Origin of the sequence: Dyadobacter sp. CECT 9275 (assembly GCF_907164905.1) — a bacterium.
In the GTDB taxonomy this organism is placed as follows: Bacteria; Bacteroidota; Bacteroidia; order Cytophagales; family Spirosomataceae; genus Dyadobacter; species Dyadobacter helix.
In genome coordinates this window covers 3,036,703-3,055,308 of record NZ_CAJRAF010000002.1, presented here as the reverse complement: position 1 = coordinate 3,055,308, position 18,606 = coordinate 3,036,703, and the positions used below count along the sequence as shown (strand labels likewise).

Below are 18,606 nucleotides of genomic sequence, written 5' to 3'. Positions count from 1 at the left end.
TATCATTTAAATGAGGCTGTTACGGGTCTGCCAATCCAGACCTGCGGTTGTTTCAGTTTGAGAAGGGTTGCAATTGTAGCTGCGGTGTCGAAGGTCATCACACTTGCAGTAACCTCATTATTTTTACGGATACCTGGCCCTGCAATGATCCATGGAATCTGCATTTCCTGCATGGAAATGGAGCCATGTCCTTTGTTGATACCACCATGATCAGCTGTAAAAATGATGGCGGTCTTCTCCATAATGCCCGCATCTTTAATGCTTTGGATAATGGCACCGATGTGTGTATCCGTACGTTCTATCGCAGCAAAATACTCGGGTGTGCCATGTCCGGCGTTGTGCCCCACACTATCCACGTCATGTAAGTGGATGAAGAGGAAATTTGGTTTTTTCTCCCGGATGTAGCTGGCTGCTGCCTTGGTAACAGCTACATCACCATCACAATTCTGGTCTTGGTTCACGGCTTTCTTGGGAAACAGATAACCTATCCCGTCCCACTCGTAGATCACACCGACCTCGCTGCGGGGTTTTTCTTTTCTTAACAAGGCGTAGACAGATGGGAACATACCATATTCATCGAGCTCTCTTGCGGGCATATCCGGTGAGCGGCTACCCCATTTGGTGTAACCGTGGAGCTCAGGTCCCGCACCCATTACCATAGAAGCCCAGTTGGCAGCACTGGACGACGGCAGTACAGTACGTGCCTTCAGTGTCCAGGAGCCTTTTTCCATCAGCTCTCTTAAATGGGGGACCTTGGCACTCTCAAATGCATAGGCACCGAATCCGTCCGAACCTATCAGTACCACATGCTCAATTTTACCCTGGGCAGAAGCCATTTGGAAGCAGAATAATGATAAAGGGATTATTATCAGGTGTTTCAAAAGTGGTCTCATCGTGTTGTTATGGTCTAATTTTAGATATTAATGATGTTTGTCAGCATAATTTTTATAGATACATCAGCCGCGTCGAAACCTAGTGATAGTGTTTTTAATCAGACCATTCATTTGTCGTTTTCTCTGCGAAAAGCAGCCTGGTATCTTGAATATAAAACATTCATTGTAATTATCAGGGTGCAATTTGAAATATTTGAGGATACTGGCGCGGTACCTTCGATTTTCCATTTTATCCCCAATTCTACTGATTCAAAGTTAAAGCAAGATTTGTATTTAAGCTAAACAAAAGTTAAGTAATTATTAATAGAAATAGCGGGAATGATTACCTGCCGTGTGTTATTCAATTTCGTCTTTTGGTTACGGTGAATGGTATACGAATGTTTTTTTCAACAAAGGAAACAATTCCCACGGAAAGCAGGCAAATCAGAGCGGGTACGGGCTTGGGGGCTATATACAAGTCTCCCAGCGGCATAAATGGCGCCTGTAAGGCTATATTCCCGACGGCTTTGGTTCCATCAGTTGGAATAACCTTCCTGGCTAGAGCCCGGGCCATCGACTGAAAGAAGCCGTTGAGTACCCATAACACCATCACCCACTGGTAAACTGATGGCTATATTGGCATCAATAGCCAGATAAGAACCAAGCGGTACCATGATTCTGGCACTGGGGGTGGTCGGCACAAACAAATTACGGTAACCTGCAATTATTCTCTGCGTGGTATGTCCGTCAACGCCACTTGTCGACAAAAATTGATTTCTGTCGACTGAGCATATAAGACTTTGTAAGGAATGATTGAAGATTATTAATCTTGCCAATCAAATCAATAGCCATGAAACGACTTTTACTATATATAGCTCTTCCCGCTTTGTTGCTTAATGCATGCAAGCCTATGGCAGACAAGGAGCCGATTTACCAATTTGAGAAAGGGTTCGGCGACTCAAAAGAACATCCCTCAGGTAGGCCGTTTAGCTGGCCGGAAGGAATACGACTTCTGGATAAACCGAATTCTACGGAGGATTGCTTCTACGACTCAAAGAAAAGGAATCGGTTTCATGGCCATAGCGGTGGGGTGCAAATTTGTTTGAATCTTTACAATGAAACGAATGCACCTATCCAAGTGAAACTTCCGCCTGGGCTGATGTTTGAGGCAAAAAGCCTCAAGGTACAAAACGGTTTCATTGTAACCTGGGTCACCATTGAGGTGCCGCCCCGGGAGCAGTATTTTGCGACGCTTTATATGGTATGCGCTAATACCGACAGGAGCTCTCCATATAACGATGAAATCGAAGAACAGGCCATTGTTACAGATCATCCAGCACTGAGGGAACTTGCAGAACTGCTCAAAAACAAAAAATGTAATTTTGAAGATTACGGTGGTAAATATCTGGATCCGGGGGCGTTAGCCGCAACGGACCTTATTACACTGGCCGCAAAAAACCTGATTTACGGAAAGCCAATACGGCCGGAAGTAATGGAAGGGATTCTGGCAATGCCTGAACGATAATCCAAATATCGGGCAGCACCCATAATACTAGCCAGCCGGACGCATTTCGCTATACACCGCCATCCTTGATCTGCTTCATGAGAATGATCATCTGCGGGCAATAACCTACGTAGGAATATTTCAATCGGATGATCTGTGTCAAGCCTGGACGTGCAAATATGTAGTTAATAGGGCGGATATACCCGACCCACAATCTCATGTCCCAGGATGATTGGTGTTTTCTTCTGCCTCAGCCCGCAAAAAGTGTGTAAATCGCTTCCGCACAGTATTGATTATTATTTTTCAACATCTTGATGCAACCATGACGAGGAGGGTCTGTCTTAGACCTGTAACGTTACTTAAACCGCAGGTGCACGATCGGCACTTCAATTTAATAACCTTTGAAAAACAACCCATGACATCACGAGTCATTTATGCATGCATCGCGCTCGCTTTGGGCGCCTGTAATAAAGTCACCGATTCCAATCCGCAGCCCGCCAATGTGCCGTCGCAGGTTGTGCAGCTGGTGAATGAAAATTATGCGGATGCGTCCCATGTTGCATTCACCGAGATCGTTCCTGACAAAATCTGGCAGGTGGAACTTCAAACACCCCAAAAAGAGGTTGACGCGGCAGTAAGTACCAGCAACCTTATTTCTTCTTATCGCATGGCTGGCGATCAGGTTCCCGACAGTCTGGCGGCTTTGTTACAGAACAAGGCTATCGCTGGCGGAGCGTTTACCAACTTCCGCGAAGAAGAATATTCCTGGTTTAAAGAAGGGAATTATGGCAAAACCTTTGTTGCCGATTATAACTGGAATGGCGAAAGTAACCTCCTTCAATGGGGCGTCACGAGCCTGGGAGGCAACTCGACCTATACGCTGGAAATGGTGCCTGGAAAATCAAAAACCACCTCGTTGTCCCAGCAAGACCTTCCCGATGGAATCTCGCAGTATCTGTCGCAGCAAGGCTTGGGTTTCAGCAGATGCACGGTTTATAAAAACAGCCAGGATCAGAATACTTACAAGGTGCAGGTTTCCAGAAATAACACTTTTTTTGAACTCTATTTCAATCATCAAAACGCATTGGTGGGCGGCTCAGATCAGCTGACCGTGCTTGCAGACGCGCAGGCACTGCCTGCCAACATCCGCAACTATTTAAGCAATACACCTGAATACGAGAACTTTGGCTTCTCCGGACAGTTCGCCCGTATTTTCCGGCGCACTTACAACGGCGTGACCAGCTATGACATTGGCATTCAGAAAAGCACAGGGACGCTGGCAGGAACACAGGCCTGGTTTATAGTCTTGGATCAGCAGGGTAATGTAATTTTGAGGAATTATTTGGGTTTGCATTAACGCCCATTTAAACTCAACACCTATCCACAATAGTAAAAAAGCCGCAATCTTCTGCCCCTAATGAGTTTATTTCAAAAGCAAAAATTCACCTCACTGACAACGCTCGTTAAAGGTTGTCAGCGGGGTGAACCCAAAGCTCAGAATGCATTTTACGATCATTACAAACGGAAACTCAGGGGTATTTGTCTGAGGTATACCCGGACGGAATCCGAAGCGGACGATATTTTTCAGGAGGCATTCATCAAAATTTTTAATAGCATCCACCAACTCCGGGCTCCCGAAGCAGCGGATCCGTGGGTTAAATCTACGGTGATCAGGACTGCTATCAATTACTATAAATCACACACTAAAAAAGATTTACGGCTCACCTCGGTGGATGAAATGGAGCCGGTACTTGCTTCGGAGGAAAGCCTGGAACAATTGGATAGGGTTGAAATGGGGGAATTACTGGCTGTGATTAATGAGCTGCCTGATGGGTATAGGACGGTCATCAATCTTTACATTATTGACGGCTTCAAGCATGCAGAAATTGCGGACATGCTTGGAGTAGCAGAGAGTACTTCGAAATCGCAGTTGATGAGAGGCAAAGCATTGCTGATTAAAAAGTTACATGAAAAGGGAATTGGACAATATGGATTCGTTTCGAAAGGAAATTGATCAGGCGTTTGAGCAAAAGCTCAGGAAACGATTTGAAGATTTTCAGGCTCCTGATAAAGAGGGGCTGTCTGAAAAGATATTCGAATCCATTGACAAAAAGCCGCGTCGCAGGCGATGGCTTGCTGCTTCTACGATGCTGCTTCTGCTTCTGCTCGCCTTACCAGCCGGCCTGATGCAGAAGAAAGCGCGGGTTGCCGGTAGGAAAGAGACGCTTGCAGAACCAGGAAAAATCAAAACTCTTTATTCCTCAAAAACCAGGAAAGAAACAGCTGAAAAACGTTCTTCTAAAATACTTAACAAACGAAATACTTCCTTTGACCCAAACGTTTCTGTTGCTAAAACAGAATTGTCCGCATCCACTGTATCTGTCGCAGATTCGAGCATAAACTCCCCCTTTATTCGAACGAATATTAACGCCGACTTGCTTTCTGTACGCGGTCCGTATTTCAGGCGGTTTGCCCTACCGGGAATAACCTTTGAAGAAGCAAGTCAAACGAATGAGCAAAAATCCAGCACCAAATCATCACCATTTACTCCTGTGTTTAGTGTAACGGGTTTGCAGCAGTTTCAGCTCGTACAGGTGCATTCGGATGCTGAAATGCCATTTCAGAACGTGCAATTTGCTCCTTTGCTGGATATGCGGTCGACGGGTTATAAGGCCAGTATAGGATTTGAAAAAGGCAGTCTCCGGTTGCTGCTGAATTATGGAAATCTGCGCAACTGGAGTTACTACGAGTTGGGTACCAAACGGATTGAGATAAGCCCGGCAACCGACGGACAATATGTGCAGCACCGCAACGGCGTACCGCATGTCATTGATGAGAAGCTGCATTTGTTAGGGTTATCTGCAAAAACCGCGATTCCACTCAACCGCACGCCCCTACGCGGGTTTTCGACCCTGGCCGGATTGGAATTCACGACCGTCTTGCCCGATCGTTCGGTGATGTTTTGGGCAACAATCAGCTCGGTAAAAAGTTTTCATCTGGGTAAAAAAGCAGACCTCGCCATCGGACCTTTTGCTGAATACAGTCTTACACAACGGAGTTTTTTGGACGGACGCTGGCAGACGCGTCCTTATCGCATTGGTCTAACAGCAGAAATTAAGTTTCCTGGGAAGTGAAGCGGAGTGGATTAATCGTATCCGTGTAAGCTGTGCTAGAACAAAGTTGCAAAGGGTTAAATTTTCACCTGGCATCGTTGTTGGCCGGGTATATTGTAAAAGCCGCTGCCACCTCCTTTTGTCCTGATTATTAAGACCTACGGCGTTCCTGACAGCGGTGTTGATACCTATCATCCTGACGGACTTTAAAAATAATCGCATCCAACCAAACTATCATCACTCATCTCCACCCCGTAAAGCTCCGTGGTCTGCTGTGTATATGCGTCTCAGTATCCTTTGCTCTATCTTCCCTTCCGTGCTGGTCGAGACTTATACGAGCAAGATTATGCTTGTCTAATTATCGCCAAATAGAATAAAACGGATCAAGACCAAATGTTGTGGAGCACCTTGGATTAAGCATATAACTGAGTGAGGCGGTAAAGAAAGAATTCGACGTTTCTGACTCCTCGGAACTGAGCCCTAAATGCTTTAATTTTTGCGTTGAAGGATTCGGCAGACGCATTGGTGCTACGGTTATCAAAATAATTGACAATGGTCTTGTAATGGCTTTCAATCGAGCGGGCTACTGTATTGAATGCTTTAAATCCGGATTGCCTGACCTTTTCGTGCCACTTGGCAAGCCTTGTCAACCCGTATATCTTTTCAGATGTGTTTGTGAAGATGTTACTTAGCTCTAGCGCCAGCTCGTATGCCTTTTTAAGGTCTGGGAAGCGTTCGAAGAGAAGTTGTGCTCTTTCTCGTTGGCTATCAGTCCAGGTACTGGGCTTTTTGTAAAGTGCGTATCTACTGCGAGCCAGTAGTTGTTTGACGGTATCACCGTTACCTAATATTTCTGGTTGATACTCTGTCTGAGAAACCTTTGCCTGCTCAATGGCATCGTTTTCCTTGTCCAACGCATCCCATCGGTGTTTAATGCGGATTTCTTGAAGGGCTTCGACTGCCAATCTTTGTACATGGAAGCGGTCAGTGACGCGCACTGCCCGCGGGAAACAACGCTTGGCGATCATAGTCATGCTACTGGCCATGTCTAAGGTTATTTCAGTCACTTTCTTGCGAAGTGATTCCGGAATTTTGCGGATGACCTCAATGACCGCTTCTGCTTTGGTGCCAGCCACAATGGCCACTATACTGCCTTTACCGCCTCTGGCTGCTTTGTTTGTAAGAATGGTGTAGAGTTCGCCGTGAGAAAGACTGGTCTCGTCGATTGATAGGTGGGATCCTAGATTTTGAGGAAAGAGCAGCCACTTTTTAGCATGGCCCCGTTGGTCCCAATTTTTAAACCCACTTTGAAAATCGCGGTATTGACGTAATAAGCTTTTGCCGTTAACCCCATAGAACCGTCCAATCGCCCAGGCGCTATTCGGGTTGATATCTACTGATATCTTTTAAAAAAGCCGCGAATTCACTAGTCATTCGCGTTCCTTTGCCTACTTCTGCCCAATCTCTGTACACTACTTTTCCTGTTTTGCTATTAAGCCATCTGCGGCGTTTAATGTGAAGAAAGACTTTATGGCCCCGAATCGGGAAATCCTGGACAGTAATCGTCGGGAAGAAGCCTTTGGAGAGCAGGTTCCTTCTTTCTGGATCAGTCTCGTCCGCATTTTTCTCATCAATATGCACGTGGAAGACACCATCCTGCCGGTCGATAGAAGTTAACTCAAAATTTTCGAGGATGAACTCAGGTAATAGAAACTGAATAATGGGTAAGAAACTCTCCAAAACGAACTGGTTTGATTAAAAACACAAACCTAGATAAATCCTATCCCCTCCACAAGTTTTTGATTTGATCCAATAAAACACGGATGTAGACTAATTTGTAGGAGTATTAAAATAAAAAAGCACTTAGTTTTAAAACTAAGTGCTTGATACTCTGGTGGTCTCGTAGGGATTCGAACCCCAAACCTCCTGATCCGTAGTCAGGTGCTCTATCCAATTGAGCTACGAAACCATTTCTGAATTGGACTGCAAAGATAGTTAATGACTTTGTATAGCGCAACTGGTTGATGCCGAAAAATGAAAAAAGTTTTTATTTTTTTATCATTTGCCTTGATAATCAGGCTTCTTCTTTTGAAGAAAGCTGGCAATTCCTTCCTGGGCATCGCGGCTTTTACTTAACCTTTGCTGATGAATGGCTTCTGATTCCAGCATTTGTGGCAAGTCGGACTGGAAGGATGTGTTCATTAAAAGTTTCATGGTGCCAATGGCCTGTGTGGGTGCCTGGCGATAATAGGCGGCCATTTCTTCAACCGTCTGATCCAGATTTTCTTCTGGCACGCATTGGTTGATCAGCCCCATCTGCGCTGCTTCGGCGGCGTATACTTTTCTGCCGGTACTGGCCAGCTCAAATGCCTTTGCTGGGCCCACTAACCTAGGTAAGAAAAAGGTAGAACCGGCATCGGGTATCAGGCCGATCTGCACAAATATTTGGGAAAGATATGCGTTGTCACTGGCTATAATGACATCACAGCTCAAAGCCAGGGAGGCCCCCGCCCCGGCCGCCAGGCCATTCAGTCGGCATAACACTGGTTTGGGCATCTGTCTGATGGTCAGGATCATGGGGTTGTAGTAGGTCCGGAGGATATCTTCTACATCAATCTCAGACGCCAGTGTTTCTTTCAGGTCTGCGCCAGAGCAAAATGCTTTGCTCCCCTCACCGGTGAGAACGATCACCCGCACTGTCGTATCGCTTTCCGCTTCTTTAAGCGCAGCTGTAATTTCCAGTACCAATTCCTGGTTCAGTGCATGATGGACCTGCGGGCGATTAAGGCTGATACGGGCTATACCATTGTTATTCTGAAAAATAATGTGTTGATACATAGTCGATTGATTCGGTGGATAAACCATTTGTACTTAAAGCAAACGTACTTGTCAGAAGAACTGATAAACAGTGAGTATGCCAATAGCCACACCGGCTACAAACCCTGTAAATACCTGGGCCAATGTATGTGCATGTAACTGCAGCCGGGCGCTGACCAAAAAACCTGCAAGTAGAATAGTACCCATGAGGGCGGTAAGTAATTCCTGCTCATCGTATCTGACCAGGAGGGCTATCAGCACGCCTGCTGCGCCGCCTATGCCAGTGGCATGTGCGCTGATTTTCCAGAACAGACTGACGGACGCTACCGTCAGCAGAGTCACCGTGGCACTTCCGAGCAGGGTTGCGATCTGAGGGGCAAGTTCCCCGATCGGCCGCAGTTGCCAGCGAAAAAGGTAAGTGGCTGCTGCGTAAATAATGATACTGGCCAGATAAGGCAGCCTTCGCTCCTGAAGGCTGTCCACATGAAGGGATCTGATCACACCGAGGCGATACATATAGTAAATTACCACTGATGGTGCTACAAAGGTATTCAGGAAAAGCAGGAGCAATAAACTTCCAAGTGCCGGAAGCTCAAGTGCACTCACGCCAACAAGGTCTGGGGCCAGCAGAAACAGAATTGCAAACAGGTAGGTAGTGATAATCAGCGGGTGAAATACTACGGATAGGATGGTGGCGATTCGGTTATTCAAAACAATATCTTGATTAGCGTGTTTTCAAAACAAAAGTAAATCTAAAGCCAGTCTGGAACAATGCAGTGGAAACCTGAAAAGTAAGTTTGCTTTTCAAATGGGTTTTCGAGGGGTATTTTGTAATTTCGCGCCAAATTTAACTTGTACTTTAAGAAGCTGCTTATTACGGTTATAAGAAAAACATATAGCCAAAACTGAAACAAAAAATGGGACCGTTGCAAATCAAAGAATTATTACAAACTGCTCCGGAGGGACAGGGCGTCACTCTGAAGGGATGGGTGAGAACAAAACGTGAAAGCAAGAATGCGATATTCATTGCATTGAACGACGGCTCTACAATTCATAATATTCAGGCTGTGGCAGCGCCGGGCCAGTTTTCTGCAGAGCTTGTTCAGCAGGTTACCACGGGTTCCTGTCTTAAAATTACCGGATCTCTGATCGCTTCTCAAGGCTCGGGGCAAGCGGTTGAGGTGAAGGTGGAGGATATCCACATTTATGGGACTGCAGACCCTGACGTTTTTCCTTTACAGCCCAAAAGGCATTCTCTGGAGTTTCTGAGGGAGATCGCTCACTTGAGGCCCCGTACCAATACCTTTGGAGCTATCCTGCGGATACGCCATGCGCTGGCCTTTGCCGTTCATCAGTATTTTAATGATAAAGGTTTTTTCTATCTGCACACGCCGATCATCACCGCTTCTGATGCCGAAGGAGCGGGAGAAATGTTCAGGGTAACAACACTGGATCTTGACAAACTTCCAAGAAATGAGGAAGGTCAAATTAATTACAAGGAAGATTTCTTTGGACGCGAGGCCAACCTGACGGTTTCCGGTCAGCTGGAAGGGGAGCTGGGCGCTATGGCGCTTTCCAAAATTTATACGTTCGGGCCCACTTTCCGGGCAGAAAATTCCAATACCACACGTCACCTGGCCGAGTTTTGGATGATTGAGCCTGAAATGGCATTTTTTGAGCTGAAAGATAACATGGATCTGGCCGAAGATTTTGTTAAAACAGTAATTGGTTACGCGCTGGAAAACTGCAAGGACGATCTTCATTTCCTTCAGAACCGCCTGGCGGAGGAAGATAAAAACAAACCGCAGAACGAACGCTCCCTGCCATTACTGGAAAAGCTGAGCTTTGTTGTGGATAATCCGTTTGAAAGGATTACTTACACCGAAGCGATTGATATCCTGCTGAAATCAAAACCGCATAAGGAAAAGAAATTCCAGTATCCGGTGGGCTGGGGGATAGACCTTTCCAGTGAGCATGAGAGGTATCTGGTAGAAAAACATTTCAAAAAGCCTGTGATTCTGACCAATTATCCGCGAGAAATAAAATCTTTCTACATGAAACTGGACGAAGACGGCAAAACGGTACGTGCAATGGATGTACTGTTTCCTGGGATAGGGGAGATCATCGGAGGGAGCCAGCGGGAAGAAGATTATGAAAAGCTGCTGGGCCGCGTACATGAAGTAGGTATTGACCCGGAGAACCTATGGTGGTATCTGGAAACACGTAAATTCGGGACAGCACCACATTCCGGTTTCGGGCTTGGATTTGAAAGGCTTGTGCTTTTTGTAACAGGTATGAGCAATATCCGGGACGTTATCCCATTCCCACGCTACCCAAAGAGTGCGGAGTTTTAAAAATAGGTTATAACCATTTGATGACAAAAACCCGGCATCCCGACACAGGGTGCCGGGTTTTTACTGTTTATCAATTCACTGTCAACAGATTGCGGAAGTAGCAAAAACATGGTTACAAATCAAAAGTTTAATCCGTTGCATTAAGGTTATTTTGGTCTATTTTATATCTTTGTCAGGAATGGGGGCAATTTGTTATTTTCATGCCTGACTCAATTTATGGATTCAACCTCTGCCATTTTGATATTAAAAAATTGAAAAATGGTACTAATCATAAGAGACTGTGAGAAAACACTACAATCATTTTCAAAAAGGAGCCATCCGGAATTTGCTGATTTGTACATTTTGTGTAATACTGTCTCTGACCTCCAAGGCTCAAACCGATTATAGTATTGTGTGGGGATTGGATCAAAATCTGACGGGCGTGTCTGACTCAGACAACTTTCTTCCCCAAGACCTGAGTGCCGTGGGCGTAACTGCCGGGGACCGGTTTTCTGCCAACAAATACATATCGGACGGGAATGGAGGATATGCTTACCAGTTAAAAGGGTGGAGCATCCTGATGGCGACAACCAAATACGTAGAGCTTGCATTTGATGTGACCGCCATGCAGTTTAATGTGACGTCCCTGACGTTACGCGTCAGAAGGGCTGAGTCGACCAGTGTTACAAAATTTGCGGTGAGATCCAATTTGGACGACTTCGGAGCGGATATTGGAGGCGAGGTAACGATACCTTCCAACACAGGCGTATTTGAAGAAATCACATTTCCCATCAATTTTGAAGATGTAGATACTTCAAGCTTCGCCATCCGGGTGTATGCTTATGGTACTGTCGGAGCGGCGCCGTCAAGCCTGGTTGCCTTTGACGCCATCACCCTTACGGGACAGATAACCAACACCCCTTTGCCTGTTAATCTTACATATTTTCGGGCCGAAGCTTATGGCAGGGAAGCTCAGCTCAGCTGGGAAACAAGCTGGGAGCGGAACAGCAAGGAATTTATTGTTGAAAGAAGCGGAGATCTGAAAGAGTTTATACAGGTAGGTCGCGTTGCTGCCGCAGGAAATACCACTTCTCGCCGACAGTATTCGTTTGTGGACAAAACGCCTGAAAACGGAGCTAATTATTATAAGCTGAAAATGGTAGATCAGGATAATTCTGTTGAATATTCACAGGTGAAGGATGTGATCATCCGGTCGGATGTGTCTTCCGTTCTTCTGAGTCCTAATCCCGCAGTATCCCGGAATTTAATACGAATAAGAGCTTACAAAACCGATTCTAAAGATTTAACCCTGAGCAACAGCCTGGGACAAAAAATTCCTTTCAGCGCGGTTGCCGGAGAAAGTGATTATATGAATCTGCATGTGCAGTCTCCCCTCGCTCCCGGTATTTATATACTAAGCCTGAAGCAGGGAGAGCTAAGCCAGCATCTGAAAATTCTGGTACAATAATTGGCCATTGATAACTACCACTTACCGATAAATAACTATTTTTGACATATAGAATAAATTTCCCGGCCTTTTAAAAAGCCTATGTTGAAAAAAGTGCAGCCGAAAGTGTGGTGGGGTGCAGTAGCCGCCCTGGTAGTTTTAATAGTCTCCTGGGGTTTAATCCGTAAGAGTAGTACCGCGCCAGCGGGTGTTCCGATCAGCAAGGAAATTATCACTCGCCTGGATCCCGTGCCCATCACCCAGCCGGATGCCGAAACGGCAAGGAAAATTCAGAAAATCGAAGATATTTTCAACCGTAAGAAACGTGCGGGTTTTAATGGTAACGTACTGGTGGTACAAAAAGGAAAGATCCTTTACCAGAACTCCTTCGGTTACGGTCATTTAAGGGAAAAAGATTCCCTCACCAGCCAGTCGAGGTTTCAGCTTGCATCTCTCTCAAAGCCCTTTACGGCAGTGGCAGTACTGAAACTTGTTCAGGAAGGGAGGCTAAGTCTTGACGATTCCGTTCAGCGTTTTTTTCCTGACTTCCCCTATCATGGTGTAAAAATTGACATGCTGCTCAGCCACCGCAGCGGCCTCCCTAATTATATCTATTCATTTCCGGATAGTGTAAGACATGGGAAAAAGTATCCGTCCAACCTCAAGGTCATGGACTGGTATGCCAAAGTGGTACCCACTCCGCAGCCTTATAACCGTCCCGGCCGTTCCTTCCATTACTGCAACACCAACTATTGCGTGCTGGCAGCTATTGTTGAAAAGGTGACGGGTGATAGTTTCAGCAAGTATCTGAGCGATCATATTTTTATTCCGTTAGGCCTGTCGAGTACCTTTCTGGTAACAGATACCTTGGCTCTGGCCGTGAAGAACCGCACTGTAGGGCATCAGTATGGCCGCAGGCTCGAAAAGGATTATTATGACGATGTGGTGGGAGACAAAGGACTTTATTCCACCACAGGAGATATCTTCCGCTTTTACAACGGTTTGTCAAAAGGCTTACTTCTTGATAAAAAATTGCTGGACGAGGCATTCAAGCCGCGCAGTTTTGAACGGGCTGGTATTCGCAACTACGGATATGGTTTCAGGATGCACATTAAAGAAGACAACTCTCCCCGATTTATTTATCATGGCGGATGGTGGAAAGGTTACAATACCATGCTTTGGGTATGCCCGGATTCTGACGCGGTGATTGTTGTACTTGGTAACTCTTATAATCGCTCTATCTACGATCTGCGCGAATTGTTAGGCATACTGGATGATGACGGAAAAATAGAGGATATTGAGAAAGACATCTGATGGAGTTTGAATTAGGGCTTTTATTAAAGATATTTGCCCAATGAATCGAATACTCACCGTATATGCCTGCCTCTCCTGAGTTTTTTGCTGCCAGTTTGCTCCTCGGACTTCCTCTTGCGGTTTTTCTGGTTCTTTGGCTTGCAGGCAAAAGCGTTAATAAAATGGCTGGGTGGATTGGGGCATTGGCAACGGGTGCCGGATTAGCCGCCAGTTTTTTATTGGTGGATATCCATGCGGTACACTCCCTTAGCTTTGAGTGGCTTGAAATCGGCCAGCGTCCGATATTCCTTTCTTTCCGAATCGATAATCTGGCATTTGTGATGCTGTTGGTGGTTCACCTCGTGGCATTATTGGTGCAGGTTTACTCCACGGCGTACCTGCGCGGAGATGAAAACCTGCATCGTTATTTTGCTTTTGTACAACTTTTCCTTTTCTCCATGATCGGGATCGTGCTCTCCGGGAGTCTGCTGGTGATGTATATCTTCTGGGAGCTGGTGGGCTTGTCGTCATACCTGCTGATTGGTTTCTGGTATACCAAAAAGAGACCGGTTTGGGCGGCACAAAAGGCCTTTGTACTGAATCGGATTGGTGATGCGGCATTTCTGACGGGCATTCTGTTGCTGTTTTACTATATTGGTTCTACCGACTTTGAGGTACTCGTTTCCAACGTGCATACCATCAGCCCGGGTATGCTCACCCTCATAGGTATCTGTCTTTTTGGCGGCTGCGTTGGGAAATCGGCCCAATTCCCCTTGTCTGGATGGCTTCCGGATGCCATGGAAGGCCCCACTCCCGTGTCTGCCCTGATACACGCCGCTACTATGGTGGCAGCCGGTATCTTTTTGCTGACCCGGATATTCTTCCTGCTAACTCCGGATGCCCAGCTTTTTATTGCGGTGATAGGTACCATAACCATGTTGACCGGAGCCGTTAAAGCAACCTTTGCATGGGATATCAAACGTGTACTGGCTTTTTCAACCATGTCGCAGTTAGGATTGATGGTGACGGCCGTAGGCGTTGGAAGCTGGCAAATGGCATTTTTTCATCTGGTGACGCACGCTTTTTTTAAGGCCGGATTATTCCTGTCTGCGGGTTCCGTCATTCATGCGCTGCACTATGATGGTACTTCAGACTTTGACCCTCAGGATATGCGCACCATGGGAGGACTCAGAACTTCACTTCCGGTAACGTTTATCTGTTTCCTGATCTGTGCGGCTGCGCTGTCGGGCTTACCACTTTTCTCAGGATTTCTTTCCAAAGATGCTATCATTACAGAAGGCTTTTTAAGTGCCGCGTCCATTGGCCCGGTTGCCTATGTTTTCCCCGTTTTGATGATGCTTGCGGCAGGGCTAACCGCCTATTATATGACGCGGCAGGTATGGCTTGTTTTTTTTGGTACCAAAAGATTTTCAGGCGAAGAAATTCATCCTCATGAGTCTCCATCAGTAATGTGGGTACCCATGGCGATCCTTTCGCTGTTATCATTCTTCATTTGGTTTTCTCTTAATCCCGTCAGCGCGGAAGATAGCTGGTTTTTACATTTAACCGGTGGTTCGGAGGCAGGACATTTGTCATGGGTTCCCATAGCCGCCAGCGCAATCAGTCTTATTGCAATCTTTGTGGCATACCGGGAGACCAGGACTAATAATCCGTTTGGTATGGATTCCCTTCTTATGCGCGACAAACAAAGGCCTGCTTTTTCATGGTTCAGGGATTTTTCAAATGAACATTATTTTCTGGTACCTTTTTCGTCTCTGGCAGGCCTTGCCGGAAAGTTCGAAATAAAGGTTGTCGATGCTTTTGTGAACTTTATCGCCAGAGCCAACGTGGTAACAGCGCACCTGGTGAGCTGGATCGACTGTAATGTTGTTGACGGTGCCGTGCGCCTCACGGTGTATATGATTCGTTTTGCAGGGAACTCGGTGAGAGGCCTGCAGAATGGTAAAATCCAGTCATACTTTTTAGTGACTCTGACAGGCATATTCTTGCTGATTTTGTGGCTGGCAACTTTGTAGTACCCATATTTATTTTTGATTTTCGTTTTAATGATTGACCATATACTCACCTTACTCATTGTATTACCGCTTACCGGCGCCCTGGCTGTTACCCTCTTGCCCGATGGCGGCAAAGGGAATTTCAGATACATTGCGCTGGGGATCATGCTCGCCGAGTTGCTGCTCACATCGGTACTGTATGTATCCTTTAGCCATACGGATCCGGGGCATCAGTTTGCTGAAACAGCCGACTGGATCACTCTTTCCATTGGTTCGCTGGGTGTTGTTTCCATAGATTACGCACTGGCCGTGGACGGGATAAGCCTTCCGCTCCTGATCCTTGCCGTCATTGTGATGCTGGCGGGCGTGATAAGTTCCTGGAATATTCGCCAGAAAAGCCGGGCGTATTTCGCACTCTATCTTTTGCTGACCGGTAATGTACTGGGGTGTTTCCTTGCTCAGGATTTCTTTTTGTTTTACCTGTTCTTTGAGTTCATGCTTTTGCCTATGTATTTCCTCATTGGCTTATGGGGTGGCCCAAGGCGGGAATATGCAGCGCTCAAATTTTTTGTATATACATTCCTCGGTTCTCTGCTCATACTCATTGTAATGATAGCACTCTATTTGTCGGTCATAGATCCTCTGGAAACTGCCAGGGTAATTGGTATGACCGGTGCAGATCAGCCAGGCGGACAGGAATTGATTGCAACAGTACAACAGCTACTGTCCGAGAGCCGGCTTGCTTCGGGGCAGCTTGTTCATACTTTCCGCTTTGAATATCTGGCTGATGCCCATAATTACATCCCCGGATCCATCCTTAGCAATATCTCCGAACTTAATATTTTTGGTGTGTCGGCAAGGTTACTGGCGTTTTGGTTTTTGTTTGCCGGGTTTGCCGTAAAATTGCCGGTATTTCCGGTACACACCTGGCTGCCTGATGCGCACGTTGAAGCACCAACGGCGGTATCTGTCGTTCTTGCGGGTATTCTGCTCAAGATAGGGGGGTACGGATTGATCAGAATTGTGGACGGGTTTTTCCCCGGGGAGGCGGTTTACAGTATGATTCCCCTGGCAGTGCTTGGAATGATTTCCATTATTTATGGAGGCTTCAACGCGCTGGGGCAGACAGATCTTAAAAAGATGATCGCGTATTCATCTGTTTCCCACATGGGTTTTGTATTACTGGGCATAGCCTCTTTCACCGCAGAGGGTGTAAATGGGGCCATCTATCAGATGGTTAGCCACGGGGTGCTATCGGCCATGTTGTTCCTGCTTACTGGTGTTATCTATGACCGTACCCACGACCGCCAGATTGATCATTACCGGGGGCTGATTACCGTCATGCCTAGGTTCACCATTCTTACCGGTATCGCTTTCTTTGCTTCTTTGGGTTTACCTGGTTTTTCAGGGTTTGTGGGCGAGCTTTTCACTTTGATGGGCGCCTTTCAATCCGAACTGATGCCGGTCTGGATTCCGGCTCTCTCAACAATAGGTATCGTACTGGCCGCAGCCTACTTTCTATGGACCTACCAACGGATGTTTTTTGGGGCCTATTGGTATAAACATGGGCATGTGGGTGAAGACTTAACAAAAAGAGAATACATTCTCCTGATACCTTTGGCAATTCTTGCAGTACTTTTGGGAATTCTGCCAGGACTAATATTCAACATCACGGGGGCAACGGTGGCTGAGTTATTAGAGAAACTGATGTAAACGCCTGCAAAAGAGATGTCGGTCAAGCTGGTAATTCGTATAAGTCGGTTGGATTAACAGACCAATTATTAATAAAAAGTTAAACTAAAAGGCATCAGATTGCTCCTGGAAGTTCTTTATTATTTATATTAGGGCAAAGATTACAACCAAATTTTACGGTTCTGTGTCAGTTGGATGTGTGAGACACTATTTAATTGGACATGATCGTATTTTTGGGCTTACACACACTAGATATGGTTCTTGAAAATTTTTATGAGACGATTCCTGTGAAAACGGAACTCTGGCTTGCCTCAAAGGGCTGGTTGATGAAGCTTACGATTTTTGCAGTGATGCTCTCCCTCTTTCTGTCATTCCCACCGTATACCCTACTTATTGATCATTTCAGGGAAAATGGAATAAAGCTGGATGCCTGGGTATTTATTGAAAACCAGGCGGAAGATCTTTTGCATCCCAGGGATATGGATGCGGACATCCGCAGGGAAAATATGATTTTCCGCTGGACGCTTCCTCTGTTGTTCAGGGCCACCGGGCAACATCTGCTTTTGATTATTGTGCTTCAGGTCGTTTTAGCCATCGGGTTTTTATATATGCTGGCGCGGTATATTTTTGATTTGTTTCAGGATAAAGTGGTAACTGCATATTTTATTCTGGCATTGTCAAACATTTTTGTGAGCGTCTGGTCTTTTGCGGATATTCATGGGTATGGCGATGGTATAGCCTTTTTTCTGCTTTTGCTGGCGCTTCTGTCATTTCATCCCTTGGTTATTTTTATTGCATTGCAGGCAGCATTTTTTACGGACGAAAGGGCAGTGGTTGCAGGCGGGTACCTGATACTTTTTTACATCGCCAGAAACTGTTTCCAATCGGGAGATTTTACCTTGAAGTCGATTCTGAAAAGCGGCATTTCTGGTAACAGCAGAGCTGTTCTGGTAGCATGGGCTATTTATTTCAGCATTAGATATTATGTTAAAACAAGGTATTTTCCCGAACATACCTATTCCACTCTGGGTACACCCGTATTATTTGCCGATGCACACCGCAATGGCCTGGGAAGCAGTATTTGGAGTACAATGGAAGGTACATGGATTTTATTACTGGCTGGCGGGTTTATTTTGTTAATCCTTAAAAGATATTGGCTGCTTGCATTGCTTTTTGCAGGCTTTTCAGTGCTGCTCACGACGGGGATATTCGTGCATGATATTGACAGGGCCCTGGCATACGGATTCCCCTTTGTCCTGATCAGCATGCTAATCCTCAGATATTCGGCAACACTGGATACGGTACGCCTGTTACTGTTTTTTACAATGATTATTTGTGTCATACATCCGCAGGTATTTTACATGGGATACAATAAAATTCTTTGGTTAGAACCGCTGCCTGTCAAGTTTCTGATGCAGCTTGACCGGATGATGGAATGGAAAATGTTCGACTGAATTCCTGGTGCTGTTTTTTGATCTAAAAAGTTATTAATTTTCATTGCCTTTATCAGTTTGACCCCT

Annotated in this window: 18 protein-coding genes and 1 tRNA gene; 10 read left to right on the top strand and 9 right to left on the bottom strand. The window is 45.9% G+C overall.

Annotation, left to right across the window (positions count from 1 at the left end):
• Positions 1-2: 2 nt before the first annotated feature.
• Both KOE27_RS20380 and KOE27_RS20375 read right to left on the bottom strand, forming a co-directional pair.
• A complete protein-coding gene (locus KOE27_RS20380) occupies positions 3-836 on the bottom strand; it encodes an alkaline phosphatase (protein ID WP_215240641.1) in 834 nt (277 codons plus the stop codon).
• A gap of 572 nt (positions 837-1,408) precedes the next feature.
• A complete protein-coding gene (locus KOE27_RS20375) occupies positions 1,409-1,639 on the bottom strand; it encodes a hypothetical protein (protein WP_215240640.1) in 231 nt (76 codons plus the stop codon).
• A gap of 83 nt (positions 1,640-1,722) precedes the next feature.
• On the opposite strand from KOE27_RS20375, the gene KOE27_RS20370 reads away from it, so the two are divergent.
• Entirely contained in the window at positions 1,723-2,397 is a 675-nt protein-coding gene (locus tag KOE27_RS20370) for a hypothetical protein (protein WP_215240639.1), read from the top strand.
• A gap of 49 nt (positions 2,398-2,446) precedes the next feature.
• Here the strand turns inward: KOE27_RS20370 and KOE27_RS29975 are convergent, their stop codons facing one another.
• Together KOE27_RS29975 and KOE27_RS20360 are read right to left on the bottom strand one after the other, a co-directional pair.
• Positions 2,447-2,596, bottom strand: coding sequence for a hypothetical protein (locus KOE27_RS29975; RefSeq protein WP_215240638.1), 150 nt, complete (start codon positions 2,594-2,596; stop codon positions 2,447-2,449).
• Positions 2,562-2,663 carry an alcohol dehydrogenase catalytic domain-containing protein gene (locus tag KOE27_RS20360; protein ID WP_310590080.1) on the bottom strand — a complete coding sequence of 34 codons (102 nt, stop codon included), beginning with the start codon at positions 2,661-2,663 and terminating at the stop codon, positions 2,562-2,564. The genes KOE27_RS29975 and KOE27_RS20360 overlap by 35 nt, the downstream gene beginning before the upstream one ends.
• A 128-nt stretch (positions 2,664-2,791) precedes the next feature.
• Here KOE27_RS20360 and KOE27_RS20355 point away from each other — a divergent pair, with 128 nt between their 5' ends.
• Genes KOE27_RS20355 through KOE27_RS20345 form a run of 3 tightly spaced genes read left to right on the top strand, consistent with a single transcriptional unit; the run spans position 2,792 to position 5,510 of the window.
• Positions 2,792-3,733: a PepSY-like domain-containing protein gene (locus KOE27_RS20355; RefSeq protein ID WP_215240637.1), complete on the top strand. Its 942-nt coding sequence runs from the start codon at positions 2,792-2,794 to the stop codon at positions 3,731-3,733.
• 60 nt (positions 3,734-3,793) lie between these two features.
• Positions 3,794-4,390 (top strand): RNA polymerase sigma factor, encoded by a 597-nt coding sequence (locus tag KOE27_RS20350; RefSeq protein WP_215240636.1) that lies wholly within the window; start codon positions 3,794-3,796, stop codon positions 4,388-4,390.
• Positions 4,344-5,510 carry a hypothetical protein gene (locus tag KOE27_RS20345; protein WP_215240635.1) on the top strand — a complete coding sequence of 389 codons (1,167 nt, stop codon included), beginning with the start codon at positions 4,344-4,346 and terminating at the stop codon, positions 5,508-5,510. Before KOE27_RS20350 ends, KOE27_RS20345 begins: the two co-directional genes overlap by 47 nt.
• 392 nt (positions 5,511-5,902) lie before the next feature.
• Here the strand turns inward: KOE27_RS20345 and KOE27_RS20340 are convergent, their stop codons facing one another.
• The 5 genes from KOE27_RS20340 to KOE27_RS20320 all read right to left on the bottom strand — a co-directional run bounded on the left by KOE27_RS20340 (position 5,903) and on the right by KOE27_RS20320 (position 9,017).
• A complete protein-coding gene (locus KOE27_RS20340) occupies positions 5,903-6,856 on the bottom strand; it encodes an ISAon1 family transposase (protein ID WP_215241697.1) in 954 nt (317 codons plus the stop codon).
• Positions 6,857-6,866: 10 nt separating this feature from the next.
• The gene (locus KOE27_RS20335; protein WP_215237885.1) at positions 6,867-7,229 is read right to left on the bottom strand and encodes an ISAon1 family transposase N-terminal region protein; all 363 of its coding nucleotides are present in this window, start codon (positions 7,227-7,229) and stop codon (positions 6,867-6,869) included.
• Positions 7,230-7,381: 152 nt separating this feature from the next.
• Positions 7,382-7,458: transfer RNA gene (locus tag KOE27_RS20330), tRNA-Arg, on the bottom strand.
• An 89-nt stretch (positions 7,459-7,547) separates the two neighbouring features.
• Positions 7,548-8,327 (bottom strand): enoyl-CoA hydratase/isomerase family protein, encoded by a 780-nt coding sequence (locus KOE27_RS20325; RefSeq protein ID WP_215240634.1) that lies wholly within the window; start codon positions 8,325-8,327, stop codon positions 7,548-7,550.
• Between the two features lie 51 nt (positions 8,328-8,378).
• On the bottom strand, positions 8,379-9,017 hold the full coding sequence (locus tag KOE27_RS20320; protein WP_215240633.1) for a hypothetical protein: 639 nt from the start codon (positions 9,015-9,017) through the stop codon (positions 8,379-8,381).
• 206 nt (positions 9,018-9,223) lie between these two features.
• Here KOE27_RS20320 and asnS point away from each other — a divergent pair, with 206 nt between their 5' ends.
• The 6 genes from asnS (at position 9,224) to KOE27_RS20290 (ending at position 18,540) form a co-directional block, all read left to right on the top strand.
• The gene (asnS, locus tag KOE27_RS20315; protein WP_215240632.1) at positions 9,224-10,660 is read left to right on the top strand and encodes an asparagine--tRNA ligase; all 1,437 of its coding nucleotides are present in this window, start codon (positions 9,224-9,226) and stop codon (positions 10,658-10,660) included.
• Between the two features lie 280 nt (positions 10,661-10,940).
• Positions 10,941-12,107 (top strand): T9SS type A sorting domain-containing protein, encoded by a 1,167-nt coding sequence (locus tag KOE27_RS20310; RefSeq protein ID WP_215240631.1) that lies wholly within the window; start codon positions 10,941-10,943, stop codon positions 12,105-12,107.
• An 81-nt stretch (positions 12,108-12,188) separates the two neighbouring features.
• Positions 12,189-13,400 (top strand): serine hydrolase domain-containing protein, encoded by a 1,212-nt coding sequence (locus tag KOE27_RS20305; RefSeq protein ID WP_215240630.1) that lies wholly within the window; start codon positions 12,189-12,191, stop codon positions 13,398-13,400.
• Positions 13,401-13,462: 62 nt separating this feature from the next.
• Positions 13,463-15,415 (top strand): NADH-quinone oxidoreductase subunit L, encoded by a 1,953-nt coding sequence (gene nuoL, locus KOE27_RS20300; protein WP_215240629.1) that lies wholly within the window; start codon positions 13,463-13,465, stop codon positions 15,413-15,415.
• A 30-nt stretch (positions 15,416-15,445) separates the two neighbouring features.
• Positions 15,446-17,107, top strand: a complete 1,662-nt coding sequence (locus KOE27_RS20295; protein WP_215240628.1) for a complex I subunit 4 family protein — start codon at positions 15,446-15,448, stop codon at positions 17,105-17,107.
• A 233-nt stretch (positions 17,108-17,340) separates the two neighbouring features.
• Positions 17,341-18,540 carry a hypothetical protein gene (locus tag KOE27_RS20290; protein WP_215240627.1) on the top strand — a complete coding sequence of 400 codons (1,200 nt, stop codon included), beginning with the start codon at positions 17,341-17,343 and terminating at the stop codon, positions 18,538-18,540.
• Positions 18,541-18,606 lie beyond the last annotated feature (66 nt).

Coding starts and splice junctions, on each gene's coding strand:
- KOE27_RS20370 (WP_215240639.1), top strand. CDS start 1,723: ATGAAACGACTTTTACTATATATAGCTCTTCCCGCTTTGTTGCTTAAT.
- KOE27_RS20380 (WP_215240641.1), bottom strand. CDS start 836: ATGGCTTCTGCCCAGGGTAAAATTGAGCATGTGGTACTGATAGGTTCG.
- KOE27_RS20305 (WP_215240630.1), top strand. CDS start 12,189: ATGTTGAAAAAAGTGCAGCCGAAAGTGTGGTGGGGTGCAGTAGCCGCC.
- KOE27_RS29975 (WP_215240638.1), bottom strand. CDS start 2,596: ATGAGATTGTGGGTCGGGTATATCCGCCCTATTAACTACATATTTGCA.
- KOE27_RS20350 (WP_215240636.1), top strand. CDS start 3,794: ATGAGTTTATTTCAAAAGCAAAAATTCACCTCACTGACAACGCTCGTT.
- KOE27_RS20295 (WP_215240628.1), top strand. CDS start 15,446: ATGATTGACCATATACTCACCTTACTCATTGTATTACCGCTTACCGGC.
- nuoL (WP_215240629.1), top strand. CDS start 13,463: ATGCCTGCCTCTCCTGAGTTTTTTGCTGCCAGTTTGCTCCTCGGACTT.
- KOE27_RS20355 (WP_215240637.1), top strand. CDS start 2,792: ATGACATCACGAGTCATTTATGCATGCATCGCGCTCGCTTTGGGCGCC.
- KOE27_RS20325 (WP_215240634.1), bottom strand. CDS start 8,327: ATGTATCAACACATTATTTTTCAGAATAACAATGGTATAGCCCGTATC.
- asnS (WP_215240632.1), top strand. CDS start 9,224: ATGGGACCGTTGCAAATCAAAGAATTATTACAAACTGCTCCGGAGGGA.
- KOE27_RS20345 (WP_215240635.1), top strand. CDS start 4,344: ATGAAAAGGGAATTGGACAATATGGATTCGTTTCGAAAGGAAATTGAT.
- KOE27_RS20290 (WP_215240627.1), top strand. CDS start 17,341: ATGGTTCTTGAAAATTTTTATGAGACGATTCCTGTGAAAACGGAACTC.